The 19315-nt window shown below is 66.3% G+C and carries 17 protein-coding genes; 11 read left to right on the top strand and 6 right to left on the bottom strand.

The annotated features are described in order from the left end of the window. Window positions 1-4: 4 nt before the first annotated feature. Together tesB and QRO95_RS12985 are read right to left on the bottom strand one after the other, a co-directional pair. A complete protein-coding gene (gene tesB / locus QRO95_RS12990) occupies window positions 5-925 on the bottom strand; it encodes an acyl-CoA thioesterase II (protein WP_004148214.1) in 921 nt (306 codons plus the stop codon). A 127-nt stretch (window positions 926-1052) separates the two neighbouring features. Then, on the bottom strand, window positions 1053-1829 hold the full coding sequence (locus QRO95_RS12985) for an enoyl-CoA hydratase/isomerase family protein (RefSeq protein WP_049462328.1): 777 nt from the start codon (window positions 1827-1829) through the stop codon (window positions 1053-1055). A 34-nt stretch (window positions 1830-1863) separates the two neighbouring features. Between QRO95_RS12985 and QRO95_RS12980 the strand changes: the two genes are divergently transcribed. Beyond that, window positions 1864-2310: a copper chaperone PCu(A)C gene (locus tag QRO95_RS12980; protein WP_149909378.1), complete on the top strand. Its 447-nt coding sequence runs from the start codon at window positions 1864-1866 to the stop codon at window positions 2308-2310. Window positions 2311-2548: 238 nt separating this feature from the next. On the opposite strand, the gene QRO95_RS12975 is transcribed toward QRO95_RS12980, so the two are convergent. From QRO95_RS12975 to uvrA, 3 genes are all read right to left on the bottom strand, one after another. Further along, a complete protein-coding gene (locus QRO95_RS12975; protein WP_285302738.1) occupies window positions 2549-3274 on the bottom strand; it encodes an enolase in 726 nt (241 codons plus the stop codon). A 98-nt stretch (window positions 3275-3372) separates the two neighbouring features. Beyond that, window positions 3373-3780, bottom strand: coding sequence for a thioesterase family protein (locus tag QRO95_RS12970; RefSeq protein WP_006424673.1), 408 nt, complete (start codon window positions 3778-3780; stop codon window positions 3373-3375). Then, the gene (uvrA, locus tag QRO95_RS12965; RefSeq protein WP_121503917.1) at window positions 3780-6782 is read right to left on the bottom strand and encodes an excinuclease ABC subunit UvrA; all 3003 of its coding nucleotides are present in this window, start codon (window positions 6780-6782) and stop codon (window positions 3780-3782) included. The genes QRO95_RS12970 and uvrA overlap by 1 nt, the downstream gene beginning before the upstream one ends. Window positions 6783-7121: 339 nt before the next feature. Between uvrA and rplU the strand changes: the two genes are divergently transcribed. The 3 genes from rplU to cgtA all read left to right on the top strand — a co-directional run bounded on the left by rplU (window position 7122) and on the right by cgtA (window position 8942). Beyond that, entirely contained in the window at window positions 7122-7430 is a 309-nt protein-coding gene (gene rplU / locus QRO95_RS12960; protein WP_005408557.1) for a 50S ribosomal protein L21, read from the top strand. 18 nt (window positions 7431-7448) lie between these two features. Continuing rightward, window positions 7449-7712, top strand: a complete 264-nt coding sequence (gene rpmA / locus QRO95_RS12955) for a 50S ribosomal protein L27 (RefSeq protein ID WP_005415704.1) — start codon at window positions 7449-7451, stop codon at window positions 7710-7712. Window positions 7713-7889: 177 nt separating this feature from the next. Next, on the top strand, window positions 7890-8942 hold the full coding sequence (cgtA, locus tag QRO95_RS12950; RefSeq protein ID WP_285302737.1) for an Obg family GTPase CgtA: 1053 nt from the start codon (window positions 7890-7892) through the stop codon (window positions 8940-8942). Window positions 8943-9145: 203 nt separating this feature from the next. On the opposite strand, the gene rpsT is transcribed toward cgtA, so the two are convergent. Then, window positions 9146-9415 carry a 30S ribosomal protein S20 gene (gene rpsT, locus QRO95_RS12945; RefSeq protein WP_005408560.1) on the bottom strand — a complete coding sequence of 90 codons (270 nt, stop codon included), beginning with the start codon at window positions 9413-9415 and terminating at the stop codon, window positions 9146-9148. A gap of 117 nt (window positions 9416-9532) precedes the next feature. Between rpsT and murJ the strand changes: the two genes are divergently transcribed. The 7 genes from murJ to QRO95_RS12910 all read left to right on the top strand — a co-directional run bounded on the left by murJ (window position 9533) and on the right by QRO95_RS12910 (window position 19237). After that, window positions 9533-11137 (top strand): murein biosynthesis integral membrane protein MurJ, encoded by a 1605-nt coding sequence (gene murJ / locus QRO95_RS12940; protein ID WP_049462332.1) that lies wholly within the window; start codon window positions 9533-9535, stop codon window positions 11135-11137. Between the two features lie 75 nt (window positions 11138-11212). Next, window positions 11213-12160 carry a bifunctional riboflavin kinase/FAD synthetase gene (locus QRO95_RS12935; protein ID WP_032127582.1) on the top strand — a complete coding sequence of 316 codons (948 nt, stop codon included), beginning with the start codon at window positions 11213-11215 and terminating at the stop codon, window positions 12158-12160. Beyond that, window positions 12157-14988 (top strand): isoleucine--tRNA ligase, encoded by a 2832-nt coding sequence (gene ileS / locus QRO95_RS12930; protein WP_121503914.1) that lies wholly within the window; start codon window positions 12157-12159, stop codon window positions 14986-14988. Before QRO95_RS12935 ends, ileS begins: the two co-directional genes overlap by 4 nt. Then, a complete protein-coding gene (gene lspA, locus QRO95_RS12925) occupies window positions 14988-15512 on the top strand; it encodes a signal peptidase II (RefSeq protein ID WP_049424357.1) in 525 nt (174 codons plus the stop codon). The genes ileS and lspA overlap by 1 nt, the downstream gene beginning before the upstream one ends. Before the next feature lie 27 nt (window positions 15513-15539). Further along, complete coding sequence (gene ispH / locus QRO95_RS12920) at window positions 15540-16490, top strand: 4-hydroxy-3-methylbut-2-enyl diphosphate reductase (protein ID WP_049424359.1); 951 nt, start codon at window positions 15540-15542, stop codon at window positions 16488-16490. Between the two features lie 201 nt (window positions 16491-16691). Beyond that, window positions 16692-18575: a M61 family metallopeptidase gene (locus QRO95_RS12915; protein WP_285302736.1), complete on the top strand. Its 1884-nt coding sequence runs from the start codon at window positions 16692-16694 to the stop codon at window positions 18573-18575. After that, the gene (locus QRO95_RS12910) at window positions 18572-19237 is read left to right on the top strand and encodes a lysoplasmalogenase (protein WP_285302735.1); all 666 of its coding nucleotides are present in this window, start codon (window positions 18572-18574) and stop codon (window positions 19235-19237) included. Before QRO95_RS12915 ends, QRO95_RS12910 begins: the two co-directional genes overlap by 4 nt. Window positions 19238-19315: the final 78 nt, after the last annotated feature.

The following is a 19315-nucleotide window of genomic DNA, read 5'->3' as shown; positions in this document are numbered from 1 at the left end:
CGGATCAGTCCTTGGCCGGCACGGCGGCGGCCGCGGCCTGGTCGGGAACCACGCGGATCAGGCCTTCCTGCGCGGTGCTGGCCACCAGCACGCCATTGCGGGTGAAGAACTGGCCGCGGGCCAGGCCGCGCGAATCCTGCGCGCTGGGGCTGTCCAGCGAGTACAGCAGCCAGTCGTCGGCACGGAACGGGCGGTGGAACCAGATCGCGTGGTCGAGCGAGGCCATCTGCACGTGCGGGTGGTAGTAGCTGATGCCATGCGGGAACGTGGCGGTACCCAACAGGTGGAAGTCCGAGGCATAGGCCAGCAGTGCCTGGTGCAGCTCCGGGGCATCGCCGACCGGCTCGCTCAGGCGCAGCCACACCTGGTGGTACGGGGGGCGCTTGGGTGGATTGAGTTCATCGCGCGGGTAGACGTGGCGGAACTCGAACGGGCCACCGCGCGACAGCCAGCGCTGCACCTTGATCGGCAGCCGCTCCAGCACTTCGGCCGGCAGCGGGCGGTTCGGTTCGATGTCTTCCGGCTGCGGCACTTCGGGCATCTTGTGCTGGTGCTCGGCGCCGGTTTCGGCCTGCTGGAACGAGGCAGCACAGAAGAAGATCACCTTGCCGTGCTGGATTGCGGTAACCCGGCGCACCGAGAAACTGCCGCCGTCGCGGGTACGGTCCACGTCGTAGACGATGGGGTGGTCGATGTTGCCGGCGCGCAGGAAGTAGGCGTGCAGCGAGTGCACGTGGCGCCCGTTGTCGACCGTGGCCTGCGCCGCAGCCAGCGCCTGGCCCAGCACCTGGCCGCCGAACACGTACTTGGTGCCGATGTCGCGGCTCTGCCCGCGGAACAGGTTGTCCTCCAGCCGCTCCAGGGTGAGCAGGTCGATCAGCTCGGAGACGACGGGTTCGGGCGTGTCGTTCAAGGGGGCGGCCACAGCAATGAAGAGGCCCCGATTATACCGTTGCAGGCCAGTCCATCATTGGTAGTGCCGGCCGCTGGCCGGCAACCTCATGATCCTCCTGGGGCACCTGCGGTTGCCGGCCAGCGGCCGGCACTACCGGTTACTTGCCCAGCCGGGCGACCAGCGCCTGCAGGGCATTCTGCGCATCCGGGGCGAACCAGGCCTCGACGAAGCGGTCGAGCTGGATCAGGTCCGGCTGCAGCGCCACGTGCAGGTCTGCACGGGCGATGGCGCGGGTCAGCAGCATCGGCTGGCGCGGCTGCTTGAGCAGGTTCTGCAGCCAGGCGATGGCGCGCGCCACCACCAGGTCGCCTTCGGCCAGTTCATCGACCAGGCCGATCTGCAGCGCCTGTTCGGCCGGCACCAGCGAGCCGGTGGTCAGCAGGACGCCGGCGCGGTGTACGCCCACCGCGCGGCGCAGCAGGCGCTGGATGCCCTCCGGCGCGATCAGGCCCACCTGCACTTCGTTCAGGCCGATGGCATACGGCCGCGACGGATCGGCGCTGCGCGCCATCACCCGGTAGTCGCAGCACAGGGCCAGCACGCAGCCGCCCGCCGGTGCGTGGCCGGTGATCGCCGCGACCACCGGGATCCGGCTCTCGGCCAGCGTGCGCACGGCGCCAAAGAAGGCGTTCCAGGTGTCCAACAACTTGTGCTTGTCATCACCATGCGAGAGCAGGTGCGGCACGTCCATACCGCCGGTGAAGATGCGCTCGCTGCCCGACAGCACGATGCCGTGCGCGTCTTCGGCCATGGCCAGCTCGATGGCATGGATCAACTGCCGGCACAGTTCGGTGTCCAGTGCGTTGACCGGCGGCCGCGCCAGGCGCAGTTCGCGGATGGGGCCATGGTTGATCACCTCGATGAGCGTCGTCATGCTGCGGTCTCGTTGCGAAGAAGGAACCTGGGCGATGATAACCAAACCATTCGTTGGCGTACTGTTGGTTCTGTGTGCGGCCGCAGCATCGGCGTCGGCGGCGGAACCGGACTGCGTCACGGTGGAGCAGGGCTGGGCGCGGTTGCCACCGAATCCGGCGATGCCGATGACCGCCGGCTATGGCGTGATCCACAACGGCTGCAGCAAGGCGGTGGCGATCACTGGCGCGACCAGCAGCAGCTTCAATGATGTGTCGCTGCACGAAACCACGATCACGGATGGGGTCAGCCGGATGCGCGCGATCGAGCGTCTGCCGCTGGCGCCGGGCGCGCGCGCCGAGCTCAAGCCCGGTGGCCTGCACCTGATGCTGATGCAGGGCAAGGGCGCGTTGAAGGAAGGCCAGGCGCTGCCGCTGCGGCTGCAGCTGGAGGGCGGTGGCGAAGCGAGCGCGACGTTGGTGGTGCGCAAGGCCGCGCCGTAAGCGCGCGGGGAAACGGGACGCTGCTGCTGACGCAAGGGGTTGGGATGGCCGTCGTAGCGTCGAGCTTGCTCGACGGCCCCGGCCTGCAGCAGTCGAGCAAGCTCGACTCTGATGAGGCGACGATTGGGATGGCTGCCGTAGCGTCGAGGACGCTGGGCGCGAACGGAATATCCGGTAGTGCCGGCCGCTGGCCGGCAGCGTGGTGAAAGCCGGCCAGCGGCCGGCACTACCAGGGGGCCTACGACCAGTCGTACGAGAACAGCACCGTGCGGCTTTCCGGCTCGTACAGCATCACGATCGCATCGGCGCCGGTGGCGCACCAGTTGTAGCCGGCCACGTCGGCCACGGCGAAGAATTTGTTGCCATTGCGGGTGATGATCACTGTTTCGGCATCGTCCGCAGCGTTGGGGTCATCGGCAGCTTCGGTGAAACCCAGCTCGAATGCCGCGGGAATCTCTGCGGTTTCGGTCCAGTTGCCGAAACCGATGGGGCCGCCCAGCGTATCCAGATAATCGCGCTCGCTGGCCTCACCCTTGCCGTAGCGCGAGTAGCAGGCGAGGCGGCCATGCGTGGCATGGTAATCGCGGGCCTTGGCGTAGCTCTCGCGCATCTGCGCGATGTGTTCCTGCGCATCCTTGTCCTGCACCGCATCACCGATGAAATAGCCCGCGTTGCCGAGGAAGTGCATCTCGTTGCCGGCGGTCAGTTCGAAGGCGATCCAGTTGGTGCCGGTGAAATCGTTGTGGTGTTCTTCTGTGGTCTCGCCGATGCAGCCGTCATACGGCTCGATCGGGCACAGCATCGTTGCCACCTGGCCGGCCAGTTCCGGGCGCAGCACGCCGAGGTCGATCTTCAGCAGCGGCAGCAGGTGCTGGCCGAGCCAGGCCTGGTCGGCGGGAAAGACGTCGGTGGGGAAGGCGACCATGCCGGGCAGCAGGTCGCGCAGTTCAGTCTGGTGGATCATGTCAGTCCTTTGAATTGGATCGGTAGTGCCGGCCGCTGGCCGGCATCCGCGATACATCTGGAGGTTGCCGGCCAGCGGCCGGCACTACCACAGGCGCGTCAGGTCGACGCGCTGCGGATCGCCTCCGGCAGCGGTGCGCTCTTGCCGGTCTGGGTGTCCATCCAGACCACCACCACGTTGCCGTCCGAATAGAGCTTCGATTCGTCCTGCTGGTCGACGATGCGGTGGCCGATGGTCACGCTGCTGTTGCCGAGGCGCTCGACGAACAGTTCGACCAGGATGTCGTTGGGCCACACGATGGGCAGCCGGTAGTTGACGTTGGTCGCGGCCACCACCGGTGCGATGCGGTCGGTCATCGACACACCGTCCACACCCAGCATCCAGCGCACGCGCGCTTCTTCCAGGTAGGAGATGTACTTGGCATTGTTCACATGGCCCATGCTGTCCATGTCACGCCAGCGCACGCTGATCGGGATGCGGGCCAGGATCTTGTGTTCGCTGCTCATCAGGCGTCCTTTTTCTTCTTGCTGGCAGTGGCGGTCTTGCTGGTCTTGCCGGTGCTCTTGGCAGCCACGGCCTTCTTCGCCGGCTTCTCGGCCTTTTCAGGCTTCACCTTGCGCGGCGGGCGGGCGTCGGGCTTGTTCGCCACGGCGGCCGGCTGCTCGGGGCGCGCGCTGGTGGAGGGCAGCATGCGCGCCAGGAACTGGCCGGTGTACGACTGCGGGCAGGCCGCCACGTCTTCCGGCGTGCCGGTGACCAGGATGGTGCCACCGCGATGGCCGCCTTCCGGACCCAGATCAACGATCCAGTCGGCGGTCTTGATCACGTCCAGGTTGTGCTCGATCACCACCACCGTGTTGCCTTCGTCGCGCAGCTTGTGCAGCACGCCCAGCAGCGCTTCGATGTCGTGGAAGTGCAGGCCGGTGGTCGGCTCGTCGAGGATGTACAGGGTGCGGCCGGTATCGCGGCGCGACAGTTCCTTGGACAGCTTCACGCGCTGCGCTTCACCACCGGACAGCGTTGTCGCGCTCTGGCCCAGTTTGATGTAGCTCAGGCCGACGTCGACCAGTGTTTCCAGCTTGCGCGCAATCGACGGCACCGGCTCGAACAGCTTCAGTGCATCCTCGACGGTCATTTCCAGCACGTCGTTGATGTTGAAGCCCTTGTACAGGATCTCCAGCGTCTCGCGGTTGTAGCGCTTGCCATGGCAGACGTCGCAGGGCACGTACACGTCCGGCAGGAAGTGCATCTCGACCTTGATCAGACCGTCACCCTGGCAGGCTTCGCAGCGGCCGCCGCGCACGTTGAAGCTGAAGCGGCCCGGCGAATAGCCGCGTGCACGCGCTTCGGGCACCTGTGCGAACAGTTCGCGCAGCGGCGTGAACAGGCCGGTGTAGGTAGCCGGGTTCGAACGCGGGGTGCGGCCGATCGGCGACTGGTCGATGTCCACCACCTTGTCGAACAGGTCCAGGCCATCGATCTCCTTGTACGGAGCGATCGGGTGCGAGGCGCCGTTGATCTCGTTGGCGGCCAGCGAGAACAGGGTGTCGTTGATCAGGGTCGACTTGCCCGAGCCGGACACGCCGGTCACGCAGGTCAGCAGGCCCGACGGAATCGCCAGGTCCACGCCCTTCAGGTTGTTGCCGGTCGCCCCGCGCAGGTGCAGGGTCATCTTCGGGTTCGGCGTGTGCCGGCGCGCCGGAATCTCGATCGCGCGCTTGCCCGACAGGTACTGGCCGGTCAGCGAACGCGGTGCCTCCAGGATGTCCTGCAGGGTGCCCTGGCCGACGATCTCGCCGCCGTGCACGCCCGCGCCCGGGCCGATGTCCAGCACGTAGTCGGCCAGCCGGATCGCATCCTCGTCATGTTCGACCACGATCACCGTATTGCCCAGGTCACGCAGGCGGGTGAGGGTGCCGAGCAGGCGTTCGTTGTCGCGCTGGTGCAGGCCGATCGACGGCTCGTCGAGCACGTACATCACACCGACCAGGCCGGCGCCGATCTGGCTGGCCAGGCGGATGCGCTGTGCCTCGCCACCGGACAGGGTGTCTGCCTTGCGCTCCAGGGTCAGGTAATCCAGGCCGACATCGACCAGGAAGCCGAGGCGTTCGCCGATCTCCTTGACGATCTTCGCGGCGATCTCGCCACGCCAGCCCGGCAGGCTCAGTTCACTGAAGAACTTCAGTGCCTCGTCGATCGGCAGCACCACCAGCTCCGGCAGCGGGCGATCGGCCACGAACACGTTGCGTGCTGCCTTGTTCAGGCGCGCGCCATTGCATTCCGGGCACGGCTGTTCGCTGATGTACTTGGACAGCTCCTCGCGCACCGCAGGCGACTCGGTTTCCTTGTAGCGGCGTTCGAGGTTGGGAATGATGCCCTCGAAGCGGTGCTTGCGCTGGGTGCGGCCGCCAGCTTCGGTGAAGTAGGTGAAGGTGATCGTCTCGTCGCCGCTGCCGTACAGCACGGCCTGCTGCACCTTGGCCGGCAGCGAATTCCACGCGGCATCCACGTCGAACTTGTAGTGCTTGGCCAGCGAGGCGATCAGCTGGAAATAGTAGGCGTTGCGGCGGTCCCAGCCGCGCACCGCACCGGCGGCCAGCGACAGCTCCGGATGCACCACCACGCGCGAAGGGTCGAAGAACTCGGCGATGCCCAGGCCATCGCAGCCGGGGCAGGCGCCCATCGGTGCGTTGAACGAGAACAGGCGCGGCTCCAGTTCCGGCAGCGAGTAGTCGCACACCGGGCAGGAGTACTTGGAGGAGAACAGCGCCGGCGTGGCGTCGGCGGTGTCCAGGCTCTGCACCGAGGCCATGCCATCGCCCAGCTTCAGTGCGGTCTCGAAGCTCTCGGCCAGGCGCTGCTTGATGTCCTCGCGCGGGCGGAAGCGGTCGATCACCGCCTCGATGGTGTGCTTCTGGCGCAGCGCCAGCGGCGGCACCGCATCGATTTCATACAGCTCGCCGTCCACGCGCACGCGCACGAAACCCTGCGCGCGCAGCTGGTCGAACACCTGTGCGTGTTCGCCCTTGCGGTCGCGGATGACCGGCGCCAGCAGCATGTAGCGCTGTTCCGGGTCCAGCGTCAGCACCTGGTCGACCATCTGGCTGACCGTCTGCGCTTCCAGCGGGTAGCCGTGGTCCGGGCAGCGCGGTGTGCCGACGCGGGCGTACAGCAGGCGCAGGTAGTCGTAGATCTCGGTGATGGTGCCGACCGTCGAGCGCGGGTTGTGCGAGGTCGACTTCTGCTCGATCGAGATGGCCGGGGACAGGCCTTCGATGTGGTCCAGGTCCGGCTTTTCCATCACGCTCAGGAACTGGCGCGCATAGGCCGACAGCGACTCGACGTAGCGGCGCTGGCCTTCTGCATAGATGGTGTCGAACGCCAGCGAGGACTTGCCCGAACCGGACAGGCCGGTGATCACGATCAGCTTGTCGCGGGGCAGGTCGAGGTCGAGGTTCTTCAGATTGTGCGTCCGCGCGCCGCGGATGCGGATGAAATCCATCGCCATGGGGGATCCGGTTGTGGGGGCGTTGGCTGGGTGCCGGGCCAGCAGGGAACGGCAATCGGTCAGCCTACCGAGGTGACCAGATGGGGGCAATGGGCGACAATGCCAGCCCGATGTCTCACCTGATGAGACAGGCCGACAGCTTTGTGTAGAGCCGAGCCATGCTCGGCTGCCGGGACCCCGAACCGTTCAGCCGAGCATGGCCCGGCTCTACAGGGCCCGGTCTCCAGGCCGTTCAGGGGTTGACTTGACCCGCGCCCGCTGATCTGCGTACAATTCCGCTCCTGTCCGCCCTCGATGGCGGCAGCTCAGACCACAATAACTACAGAGGAAGGCCTGGTCATGTACGCAGTACTGGTCACCGGCGGTAAGCAATACCGCGTGGCGCAGGGCGAAAAGCTCCGCATTGAAAAGCTCGAAGTCGAAGTCGGCAGCGAGATCAAGTTTGACAACATCCTGATGCTGGGTGACAGCGACGGCGTGAAGCTGGGCGATGCGCTGAAGGGCGCTGCCGTCACCGCCAAGGTCCTGTCCCAGGGTCGTGCTGACAAGGTCCGGATCATCAAGTTCCGTCGCCGCAAGCACCACATGAAGCGTCAGGGTCACCGTCAGTACTACACCGAAATCGAGATCACCGGCATCGCCGGCTAAGCATCAGGAGAAGCAGTCATGGCACATAAAAAGGGCGTAGGCTCCTCGCGCAACGGTCGCGACTCCAACCCGAAGTACCTGGGCGTCAAGATCTTCGGCGGCCAGGCCATCGAAGCCGGCAACATCATCGTGCGTCAGCGCGGCACCCAGTTCCACCCGGGTTCGGGCGTTGGCCTGGGCCGTGACCACACCCTGTTCGCCCTCGTGGACGGCAAGGTGGAGTTCTCGGTCAAGGGCGCCAAGAAGCGCCGCACCGTCAGCATCGTCTCGGCCGACGCCTGATCCAGGCATCGCCGGCACCCGTGCCTCGGCATGGGGGTGCTGCATGAAGAGCCCCGCTTCGGCGGGGCTTTTCGTTAGAGTGAAAGCAAGACCGGCCAGGCCGGGGTGCCGGCCAGTGGCTGGCATAACATTCAAGGCGACGGCAGGCAGGCCGCGCCCATCGCAGGCATCGAAACAATGAAACTGGTAGACGAAGCAGAAATCGAAGTGTTCGCCGGCAACGGCGGCAACGGCTGCATTGGCTTCCGTCGCGAGAAGTTCATTCCGCTCGGCGGCCCGGACGGCGGCGACGGCGGTGCGGGCGGCAGCGTGTACATCCGCGCCGACGAAAACCTGAACACCCTGGTCGACTTCCGCCATGACCGCATCTTCAAGGCGCAGCGTGGCGAGAACGGCATGGGCCGCCAGGCCTATGGCAAGGGCGGCGAAGACCTGACCATCACCGTGCCGGTCGGCACCGTGGTGATCAACGTCGCCACCGATGAAATCATCGGCGACCTGACCCAGCATGGTGATCGCCTGCTGGTGGCGCAGGGCGGTCGTGGTGGTCTGGGCAACATGCACTTCAAGAGCTCGACCAACCGTTCGCCGCGCCAGGCGCTGCCGGGCGAGCCGGGCGAAGAGCGCACGCTGAAGCTGGAGCTGAAGCTGCTGGCCGACGTCGGCCTGCTGGGCTTCCCCAACGCTGGCAAGAGCACCCTGATCCGTGCCGTTTCGGCGGCGACGCCGAAGGTGGCCGATTACCCGTTCACCACGCTGTACCCGAACCTGGGTGTGGTGAAGGTGGAGAACTACCGCAGCTTCGTGATTGCCGACATTCCCGGCCTGATCGAAGGCGCTGCCGACGGTGCCGGCCTGGGTGCGCAGTTCCTGCGCCACCTGCAGCGCACCCGCCTGCTGCTGCACCTGGTGGACATCTCGCCGATGGAAGGCGGTGTGGAAGGCATTTCCCCGGTCGAGCAGGTGCGCGCGATCGAGCGCGAACTGGAAAAGCATGATCCGGAGCTGCTGCAGAAGCCGCGCTGGCTGGTGCTGAACAAGGCCGACCTGATGTTCGAAGACGAAGCGAAGGCTGCGGCCGAACAGATCGTCGCCGAGCTGGGCTGGAAGGAGCCGTGGTTCCTGGTTTCCGCGCTGGGCCGCGAAGGTACCTACCCGATCATGAGCCGGATCATGGCCTTCTTCGATCGCCAGAAGGAAGACGAGCTGGAAGCCCGCAACGCGCAGTAATGCTGTTGTGGTTCCATGCGAAAAACCCGGCTTCGGCCGGGTTTTTATTTTCCATTAGTGCCGGCCGCTGGCCGGCATTCCTCGGGGTTGCCGGCCAGCGGCCGGCACTACCGGATCGCGTGGATCGCAGGCAACAAAAAACCCGGCCGGGGCCGGGTTCTTGTCTGCTGCCCTACCCGAAGGGGCAGGGCGGCAACGCCGGATCAGGCGGCCTTGAGGGCCTTGATGCGGTCGTTCAGGCGGCTCTTGTGGCGAGCAGCCTTGTTCTTGTGGATCAGGCCACGCGCGCTGAAGCGATCCAGGATCGGCTGGGCAACGGCGAAGGCGGCTTCGGCGCCGGCGGCATCGTTGGCGTCCAGCGCCTTGATCACTTTCTTGACAGCGGTGCGCAGCATCGAGCGCTGAGCCACGTTGCGCGCGTTGCGCACGACGGTCTGCTTGGCGCGCTTCTTGGCGGACTTGATATTGGCCACGGTGGTGGTTTCCTGAAAAAATCGGTGTTATGGGAACAGCAAGCTAGCTAGTATGATGGCCCGAGAAATGCACGTCAAGTCGATTGTCAAGAGGGACGCTGAGTGAGTTCACCGAAGATGTTGCGAGGCCTGCTGTCGTTCAGCAGCATGACCATGGTCTCGCGGGTGCTCGGACTTGTCCGTGACCAGGTGATCACCACCACGTTCGGCACCAATGCGGTTACCGATGCGTTCTGGGTTGCCTTCAGGGTACCCAATTTCCTGCGCCGGTTGTTCGCCGAAGGCTCTTTCGCCACCGCTTTCGTGCCGGTGTTCACGGAAGTGAAGGAAACCCGCAGTCATGCCGAGCTGCGTGAACTGATGGCCCGCACCGCCGGCACCCTGGGTGGGGTGCTGATGCTGGTTACCGCGCTGGCGCTGATCTTCGCGCCGCAGCTGGCGGTCGCATTCTCGAGTGGTGCTGATACCGACCCGGTCAAGCAGACCCTGCTGGTCGACCTGTTCCGCCTGACCTTCCCGTTCCTGTTGTTCGTCTCGTTGACCGCGCTGGCCGGTGGCGCGCTGAACAGCTTCCAGCGTTTCGCGATGCCGGCGCTGACCCCGGTCATCCTCAACCTGTGCATGATCGCCGGTGCGCTATGGTTGGCGCCGCGGCTGGGCGGCACCCCGGAAAAACAGATCCTGGCGCTGGGCTGGGCGGTACTCGCCGCCGGCATCCTGCAGCTGCTGTTCCAGCTGCCCTCGCTGAAGGGCATCAACCTGCTGACCCTGCCGCGCTGGGGCTGGCGCCATCCGGGCGTGCGCAAGGTGCTGACGCTGATGGTGCCGACCCTGTTCGGTTCGTCGGTGGCGCAGATCAACCTGCTGCTGGATACCCTCATCGCGGCCAAGCTGACCGACGGCTCGCAGTCGTGGCTGTCGCTGGCCGATCGCTTCCTGGAGCTGCCGCTGGGTGTGTTCGGCGTGGCGCTGGGCACGGTGATCCTGCCGGCGCTGGCCCGCCATCACGTCAGCACCGACCGCGAGGGTTTCTCGCGCTCGCTGGACTGGGGCCTGCGGATGACCCTGCTGATCTCGGTGCCGGCCATGCTGGGCCTGCTGCTGCTGGCCGAGCCGCTGATCGCCACTTTGTTCCAGTACCGCCAGTTCACCGCCTTCGATACCCGCATGACCGCGCTGTCGGTGTACGGCCTGAGTTTCGGCCTGCCGGCGTTCGCCCTGCTGAAGGTGGTGCTGCCGGCGTTCTATGCCCGCCAGGACACCAAGACCCCGGTCCGTGCCGGTGTGGCCGCGCTGGTGGCCAACATGGTGTTCAACTTCGCCCTGCTGGCCGTGCTGTACCAGGTCATGGTGCCGGACGAGCTGAAGGCGCAGGGCGTGATGGCGGCCATCGGCAAGCAGCCGGGCCTGCACCTGGCGCTGGGCATCGCCAGCGCACTGTCCAGTTACCTGAACCTGGGCCTGCTCTGGTACTGGCTGGGCAAGACCGATGTCTACCAGCGCCGGCCGGGCTGGGGCGGCTATCTGGTGCGGCTGCTGCTGGCCTGTGCGGCCATGGTCGGCGTGCTGTTGGCCCTGCTGCATTGGGTTCCCGACTTCACCGTCATGGACAAATGGCACCGTATCGGTGGCCTGATGCTGCTGGTCGGCGGCGGTGGCGCGACCTATGCGGTGGCCATGCTGGCGATGGGCTTCCGCCCGCGCGACCTGCGTGGGCATTGATCGCGGCCCGTGGCGGCTATACTTCAGGGTTACACCATTGAAGCGGCGGCCCCGGTCGGGCCGGAACGAGAGTTGATGAGCAGGCTGTTCAGAAGCGTCGAGGGCGGGGAGCTGTTCCCCAACGGAAGCGTGGTCTGTATCGGCGCATTCGACGGCCTCCATCTGGGCCATCGTGCGCTGGTGCGCCATGCGGTTGCCCGCGCGCGCGCCTTGGGCGTGGCCGCCGTGGCCGTGGCGTTCGAGCCGTTGCCGCGTGAATTCTTCGCCCAGGGCACGCCGCCGCCGCGGCTGACCCTGGCGCGCAGCAAGGTCGAGATCCTGCGCGAGCTGGGTGTCGATGCGATCGGCCTGCTGCGTTTCGACGCGGCGATGGCGGCGATGCCGGCCGAGACCTTCGTGCGCCAGTTGCTGGTCAATCGCCTGAGTGCGCGTGAGGTCTGGATCGGGCCGGAGTTCTGCTTCGGCAACCGCCGCCGCGGCGACCTGGCCCTGCTGCAGCAGCTCGGCGCCGAGCTCGGCTTCAGCGCCGGCGAGATCGAAGCGGTGGATCTGCACGGCGAGCGCATCTCCAGCACCCGCATCCGCCAGCTGCTGCAGGACGGCGATTTCGCCCGTGCCGGCGATCTGCTCGGCCGTCCCTACGCGATCAGCGGGCGGGTGGTGCGCGGGCGCCAGCTCGGCCGCACGCTGGGCTTCCCCACCGCCAACCTGCGGTTCCCGAAGACCCCGGCGCTGTCGGGCATCTACGCGACCTGGGTGCACGGCGTGTTCGACCAGCCGTGGCCGTCGGTGTCCAGCTTCGGCACGCGGCCGACGGTGGACGGCGTGGAGCCGCTGCTGGAAGCGCACCTGTTTGATTTCCAGGGCGACCTGTACGGGCGCCACATCGACGTAGAGTTCGTCGCCAAGCTGCGCGACGAAGAGAAATTCAATGATCTGGCGGCGCTGACCGACCAGATGCACCGCGATGCCGAACAGGCGCGCGCCATCCTTTCCGAACATAGATTGCGAGCCACTGCGTGAGCCAGGACTACAAGACCACCCTGAACCTGCCAGCCACCGAATTCCCGATGCGCGGCGACCTGCCCAAGCGCGAGCCGGGCATTCTGGCGCGGTGGGAAGAGCAGGGGCTCTACCAGCAGCTGCGCGACAACGCCGCCGGCCGCCCGCTGTTCGTGCTGCACGACGGCCCGCCGTACGCCAACGGCCGCATCCACCTCGGCCACGCGGTCAACAAGATCCTGAAGGACATCATCGTCAAGTCGCGCTACCTGGCCGGCTTCGATGCGCCCTACGTGCCGGGCTGGGACTGCCATGGCCTGCCGATCGAAATCGCCGTCGAGAAGAAGTGGGGCAAGGTCGGCACCAAGCTCGACGCCGTCGAATTCCGCCAGAAGTGCCGCGAGTTCGCCGAAGAGCAGATCAACATCCAGCGCGTGGACTTCAAGCGCCTGGGCGTGACCGGCGACTGGGACAACCCGTACAAGACCCTGAGCTTCGACTTCGAAGCCAACGAGATCCGTGCGCTGGCCAAGGTCGTGGCCAATGGCCACCTGGTGCGTGGCGCCAAGCCGGTGTACTGGTGCTTCGACTGTGGCTCGGCGCTGGCCGAAGCCGAGATCGAGTACCAGGAAAAGGAATCGCCGGCGATCGACGTCGCCTACGCCGCGCGCGATGCGCAGGCCATCGGCCAGGCGTTCGGCGTGAGCGTGCCGGCTGACGTGGAAGTGGCCGTGCCGATCTGGACCACCACCCCGTGGACGCTGCCGGCTTCGCTGGCGGTGTCGCTGGGCGCGGAGATCAACTACGTGCTGGCCGAAGGCCCGGCGCACAACGGCAAGCGCCGTTGGCTGGTGCTGGCCGCGGCCCTGGCCGAGCGCGCGCTGCAGCGCTATGGCGTCGAAAACGTGGTGCTGCACGGTGAAACCACCGGTGCCGCGCTGGAGAACCAGCTGCTGGCGCACCCGTTCTACCCGGAGCGCGAGATCCTGGTGCTCAACGGCGAGCACGTCTCCGACGAGGACGGTACCGGTGCGGTGCACACCGCCCCCGGCCACGGCCAGGAAGACTTCGTGGTCAGCCAGAAGTACGGCCTGCTGGACAAGTACAACGCCGGCCAGGTGACCCCGATCGACGGTCGTGGCGTGTACCTGGAATCGACCCCGCCGGCCGGTGACGCGGTGCTGGCCGGCCAGCACCTGTGGAAGGCGCAGGAGGCCATCGTCGGCGTGCTGCGCGACAACGGTTCGCTGCTGGCCTTCCACCCGATCCGCCACAGCTACCCGCACTGCTGGCGCCACAAGACGCCGGTGGTGTTCCGCGCCACCCCGCAGTGGTTCATCTCGATGGACAAGGCCAACCTGCGCAACGATGCGCTGGCCGCCATCGATACCGTCGGCTGGTTCCCGACCTGGGGCAAGGCGCGCATCCAGAGCATGGTCGACGGTCGTCCGGACTGGACCATCTCGCGCCAGCGCACCTGGGGCGTGCCGATCGCACTGTTCACCCATCGCCAGACCGGCGAGATCCACCCGCGTTCGGTGGAGCTGATGCAGCAGGTCGCCGACCGCGTCGAAGCCGAGGGCATCGACGTGTGGTATTCGCTGGATGCTGCTGAACTGCTGGGCGCCGAAGCGGCCGACTACGAGAAGGTCACCGACATCCTCGACGTCTGGTTCGACTCGGGCGTGACCCATGAAGGCGTGCTTGCGGCGCGTGGCTTCGGCAAGCCGGCCGACCTGTACCTGGAAGGTTCCGACCAGCACCGCGGCTGGTTCCAGTCCTCGCTGCTGACCGGCGTGGCGATCGACAAGCGCGCGCCGTACAAGCAGTGCCTGACCCACGGCTTCACCGTGGACGAGCACGGCCGCAAGATGTCCAAGTCGCTGGGCAACGGCATCGAGCCGCAGGACATCATGAACAAGCTGGGCGCGGACATCCTGCGCCTGTGGATCGCCTCGGCCGACTACAGCAACGAGATGTCGCTGTCGCAGGAGATCCTCAAGCGCAACGCCGACGCCTACCGTCGCCTGCGCAACACCGCACGCTTCCTGCTCGGCAACCTGGACGGTTTCGATCCGGCCCAGCACCTGCAGCCGCTCGACCAGATGGTCGCGCTGGACCGCTGGATCGTGCATCGCGCGTGGGAGCTGCAGGAGAAGATCAAGGCGGCCTACGACGGCTACAACATGGCCGAGATCGTGCAGCTGCTGCTGAACTTCTGCAGCGTGGACCTGGGCTCGCTGTACCTGGACGTGACCAAGGACCGCCTGTACACGATGCCGACCGATTCGCACGGTCGCCGTTCGGCACAGAGCGCGATGTACCACATCGCCGAAGCGTTCACCCGCTGGGTGGCGCCGATCCTGACCTTCACCGCTGACGAGCTGTGGGGCTATCTGCCGGGCGAGCATGCCGGCCATGTGCTGTTCACCACCTGGTACGACGGCCTGGCGCCGCTGCCGGCCGATGCCCAGCTCAACGCCGCCGACTTCGACCAGCTGCTGGCCGTGCGCGAGCAGGTGGCCAAGGTGCTCGAGCCGATGCGTGCCAACGGCGCGATCGGTGCCGCGCTGGAAGCGGAAATCACCATCGCCGCCAGCGAAGAGCAGGCCGCGAAGTGGCAGCCGCTGGCCGATGAACTGCGTTTCCTGTTCATCAGTGGCGACGTGCAGGTGCGCCCGGCGACCACCGACGAGGTGTTCGTCAGCGCCCAGCCGACCACCAAGGCCAAGTGCGTGCGCTGCTGGCACCACCGCGCCGACGTCGGCAGCAACGCCGACCACCCGGAACTGTGCGGCCGCTGCGTGAGCAACATCACCGGCGCCGGTGAAGTGCGGAGCTGGTTCTGATGGCCGCGCCCCGTCCGCATCCGAACGCCCTGGTCTGGCTGCTGCTGTCGGCCGCCATCATCGGCCTGGACCAGTGGTCCAAGGCCTGGGTGTTGTCGAGCCTGCCGGAGTTCCAGCCAGTGGTGGTCATCGACGGCTTCTGGAACTGGTACCGCACCTACAACACCGGTGCCGCGTTCAGTTTCCTGAGCGACGCCGGTGGCTGGCAGAAACACTTCTTCACCGTGCTGGCGATCGTCATCAGCGGCCTGATGGCCTGGTGGCTGCGTAGCACTGCCCGCGGCAACTGGAAGGCCGCGGTGCCGTACGCGCTGATCATCGGCGGCGCCATCGGCAACGTGATCGACCGCCAGGTGCACGGCCACGTGGTCGACTTCATCCAGTGGTACGTGGGCAGCTACACCTGGCCCTCGTTCAACATCGCCGATTCGGCCATCGTGGTGGGTGCCATCGGCATCGCCCTGTTTGGCCTGTTCGACGGCAAGTCCGCCAAAAAGGCGGATAATGCCAATCCGAAACCGTAAGCCGGCCGCTGCCGGGAGACTGAACTGATGGATGTGCTGCTCGCCAACCCGCGTGGATTCTGTGCCGGCGTCGATCGTGCGATCGAGATCGTCAAGCGCGCGATCGAAACGCTGGGCGCGCCCATCTATGTCCGCCATGAAGTGGTGCACAACCGCTTCGTGGTCGACGACCTGAAGCAGCGCGGTGCAATCTTCGTCGAGGAACTCGATGAAGTGCCGGACAACAACACGGTCATTTTCAGCGCGCATGGCGTGTCCCAGGCCGTGCGCCAGGAGGCCGAGCGTCGTGGCCTGAAGGTGTTCGACGCCACCTGTCCGCTGGTGACCAAGGTCCACTTCGAAGTGGCCCGCCACTGCCGTGCCGGCCGTGACGTGGTGCTGATCGGCCACGCCGGTCACCCGGAAGTGGAGGGCACCATGGGCCAGTGGAACCGCGAAGCCGGCACCGGCCAGATCTATCTGGTCGAGGATGTCGAGCAGGTTGCCACGCTGCACATCAACCAGCCGGAAAACTTCGCCTATACCACCCAGACCACGCTGTCGGTGGACGATACGCGCGGCATCATCGATGCATTGCGTGAGCGCTTCCCGGCAATGCAGGGCCCGAAGAACGACGACATCTGCTACGCCACGCAGAACCGCCAGGACGCCGTGCGCGATCTGGCCAAGCGCTGCGACCTGGTGCTGGTGGTCGGCTCGCCGAACAGTTCCAACTCCAACCGCTTGAGCGAGCTGGCCCGTCGTGAGGGTGTGGAGTCGTACCTGATCGACGGCGCGCACGAGATCGACCCGCAGTGGGTGGTTGGCAAGCAGCACATCGGCGTGACCGCAGGTGCCTCGGCGCCGCAGGTGCTGGTTGATGGCGTGCTGGCGCGTCTGGCCGAGCTGGGCGCCAGCGGCGTGGGCGAGCTGGACGGCGAACCGGAATCGATGGTGTTCGCGCTGCCGAAGGAACTGCGCCTGCGCCTGGTCGACTGACCGCGAAGCGCCTCATCCTCGCATGGCGTGGATCTACTGAAACTGCTCTGGTGGGTGCAAACCAGCACAAGGTGGGTGCGAACCTTGGTTCGCACGCTTCTGGGCATGCACAGATGGGCGCGCGCCCATGACCTTTGGCCATGGGGCCCTGCATCGCACAGGCCTAGCATCGGAAGATTCTCCGTTGTTGGAACCTGCCCGATGAAGACCCGAGCCCTGGTGATGTCCGTGCTGTTCGCGCTGGCCGCCACGCCTGCACTGGCGCAGACCTCGCCGCCGGCGGACGCGGCGGCTCCCGGCCTGCTGCGCATCGATGTGGATGCACGTGACCTTGCCCGGCGCATCTTCAAGGTGACCGCCACGGTGCCGGCCAAACCCGGCCCGATGACCCTGCTGTACCCGCAGTGGATTCCCGGCAACCATTCGCCCACCGGCCCGATCGACAAACTGGCCGGCCTGCGCGTGACCGCCAACGGCAAGCCGCTGGCCTGGCAGCGCGACCAGTTCAACGTCTATGCGTTCAAGGTGAACGTGCCCGAGGGCGTGAGCGAGATCGTCGCCCACTTCGATTTCCTGTCCTCGCAGGGCGGCAGCCAGGGCCGGGTGGTGATGACCCCGGAAATGCTCAACCTGCAGTGGAACGCCAATTCGCTGTATCCGGCCGGCGTCGATGCGCGCAACCTGCAGGCGCAGGCCAGCGTGACCCTGCCCAAGGGCTGGTCGTTCGCCACTGCGCTGGAAACCGCGCGACGCGACGGTGACACCGTGGTGTTCAAGCCGATCTCGTATGACCATCTGGTTGATTCGCCGTTGTTCGCCGGCGAGCACTACCAGCGCATCGATCTCGACCCGGGTGCGAAGGTGCCGGTGCACCTCAATGTGTTCGCCGACGAGGCCAAGTCGTTGAAGCCGAGCGAGGCACAGATCACGATGCACCGCGCGCTGGTGCAGCAGGCCGACAAACTCTATGGCGCGCGCCACTACAACCACTATGAATTCCTGCTGGCGTTGACCGACCGCCTTGGCGGCATCGGCCTGGAGCATCACCGCTCCAGCGAGAACAGTGCCGATCCAGGCTACTTCACAGAGTGGGACAGCAACGCGTGGATGCGCGACCTGCTGCCACATGAGTACACCCATTCGTGGAACGGGAAGTACCGTCGCGGCGCCGATCTGGCCACCGCCAACTTCAACGTGCCGATGGGCGACAGCCTGCTGTGGGTGTATGAGGGCCAGACCCAGTTCTGGGGCCAGGTGCTGGCGGCGCGTTCGGGCCTGTGGTCGACCACACAGGCGCGCGACATGCTGGCCAACGTGGCCGCAACCTATGACCGTGGTCGCCCGGGCCTGGCCTGGCGGCCGCTGCAGGACACCACGAACGACCCGACCATCGCCCAGCGCCGCACGTTGCCCTACCGCAACTACCAGATGAGCGAGGACTACTACTCCGGCGGCCAGATGCTGTGGCTGGAAGTGGAGGGCAAGCTGCGCGAACTGAGCGGCAATCGCCGCAGCCTGGACGACTTCGCGCGTGCGTTCTTCGGCGTCGGCAATGGCAATTGGGACGTCAATCCGTACACCTTCGATGATGTGGTCGCGACCTTGAACGGTATCGCGCCGTACGACTGGGCGACGTTCCTGCGCGGGCGCCTGGATGGCCATGGTTCGTTGACCGGTGGCCTGGAACTGGCGGGCTGGAAGCTGGTTTACCGCGATACCCCGAACGACGCCTACAAGGCGCAGGAAAAGCGCGCCAAGGCCGCGTTGCTGGCGTACTCACTGGGTGCGACCGTGCTCGACAACGGCACGGTCGGTGACGTGATCTGGGACAGTCCGGCGTTCAACGCCGGTCTTGCACCGGGCATGAAGGTGATCGCGGTTGGCGGCCGTGAATACAGCAGCCAGCGCTTGAAGGATGCAGTCGCCGCCGCAGCAAAGGACAAGGCGCCGATCGTGTTGCTGGTGAAGCAGTTCGATCGCATCGAAACGATGAGCATCGCCTACCACGGTGGCCTGCAGTACCCGGTGCTGGAGCGCATCGCCGGCAAGCCTGACCGCCTGGCGGATCTGTGGAAGGCGCGATGAAGCCGCGCGCCCGCGATGGCGTGATCCTGTTGATGGCGATCCTCGCCATCGTGGGCGCATTCCTGCACGGCGATGGGCGTTGGCTGCACTGGCTGGCCAAGCCGGCCACCACGCTGCTGATCGCTGCCATCGTCTGGCGCGTGCATGATCCGGTGCAGCCGTTCTACCGCCGCGCGGTGCTGGCCGGCATGCTGCTCTCGTGCGTGGGTGACATCGCGCTGATGTTGCCAATGGATGCGTTCGTACCGGGGCTGGTCGCATTCCTGCTAGCGCATGTCTGCTACATCATCGCCTTCCGCGGAGGCCTGCGTGCCGGGCGTGGGCTGGTCGGCGCCAGCGTCCTGCTCGGTGCGTTTGCCGTGCTCAACGTGCTGGGCCTGTGGCCACACCTGCCCGCACCGATGCGTATTCCGGTGCTGGCGTACGTGGTGGTGCTGGCATCGATGGCGGTGCTGGCGCTGGCACGGCAGTGGCGCCGCCCGCAGCCTGACGCCATGGAGGCCGCCAGTGCCCGTTGGGCCGCTGCCGGTGCGTTGCTGTTCGTCGCCAGCGATTCACTGCTGGCCTGGGAGCGCTTCGCCGGCGGCCTGCCGCTGGCCAGCCTGCTGGTGCTGTCCACGTACTACGCCGCGCAGTACGCCATCGCGCGCTCGGTGAAATAGAAAAAGGGGACGGAGGGGATCAAGTCGCAAACCGCACCAAGGCACATACGACTTAATCCCCTCCGTCCCCTTTTTTGT

The sequence above is a fragment of the Stenotrophomonas maltophilia group sp. Smal13 genome (assembly GCF_030236855.1).
In the GTDB taxonomy this organism is placed as follows: Bacteria; Pseudomonadota; Gammaproteobacteria; order Xanthomonadales; family Xanthomonadaceae; genus Stenotrophomonas; species Stenotrophomonas maltophilia_A.
The sequence above is the reverse complement of the archived record's forward strand: the minus strand, read 5'-3'. Positions and strand labels throughout refer to the sequence as shown.

Bases quoted from the DNA above. Each gene is read 5' to 3' on its own strand.
- QRO95_RS12970 (WP_006424673.1), bottom strand. From the start codon at position 3,780: ATGAGCAGCGAACACAAGATCCTGGCCCGCATCCCGATCAGCGTGCGC.
- QRO95_RS12975 (WP_285302738.1), bottom strand. From the start codon at position 3,274: ATGATCCACCAGACTGAACTGCGCGACCTGCTGCCCGGCATGGTCGCC.
- QRO95_RS12910 (WP_285302735.1), top strand. From the start codon at position 18,572: ATGAAGCCGCGCGCCCGCGATGGCGTGATCCTGTTGATGGCGATCCTC.
- murJ (WP_049462332.1), top strand. From the start codon at position 9,533: ATGTTGCGAGGCCTGCTGTCGTTCAGCAGCATGACCATGGTCTCGCGG.
- QRO95_RS12935 (WP_032127582.1), top strand. From the start codon at position 11,213: ATGAGCAGGCTGTTCAGAAGCGTCGAGGGCGGGGAGCTGTTCCCCAAC.
- QRO95_RS12985 (WP_049462328.1), bottom strand. From the start codon at position 1,829: ATGACGACGCTCATCGAGGTGATCAACCATGGCCCCATCCGCGAACTG.
- uvrA (WP_121503917.1), bottom strand. From the start codon at position 6,782: ATGGCGATGGATTTCATCCGCATCCGCGGCGCGCGGACGCACAATCTG.
- QRO95_RS12980 (WP_149909378.1), top strand. From the start codon at position 1,864: ATGATAACCAAACCATTCGTTGGCGTACTGTTGGTTCTGTGTGCGGCC.
- rplU (WP_005408557.1), top strand. From the start codon at position 7,122: ATGTACGCAGTACTGGTCACCGGCGGTAAGCAATACCGCGTGGCGCAG.
- rpmA (WP_005415704.1), top strand. From the start codon at position 7,449: ATGGCACATAAAAAGGGCGTAGGCTCCTCGCGCAACGGTCGCGACTCC.
- cgtA (WP_285302737.1), top strand. From the start codon at position 7,890: ATGAAACTGGTAGACGAAGCAGAAATCGAAGTGTTCGCCGGCAACGGC.
- QRO95_RS12915 (WP_285302736.1), top strand. From the start codon at position 16,692: ATGAAGACCCGAGCCCTGGTGATGTCCGTGCTGTTCGCGCTGGCCGCC.
- ispH (WP_049424359.1), top strand. From the start codon at position 15,540: ATGGATGTGCTGCTCGCCAACCCGCGTGGATTCTGTGCCGGCGTCGAT.
- lspA (WP_049424357.1), top strand. From the start codon at position 14,988: ATGGCCGCGCCCCGTCCGCATCCGAACGCCCTGGTCTGGCTGCTGCTG.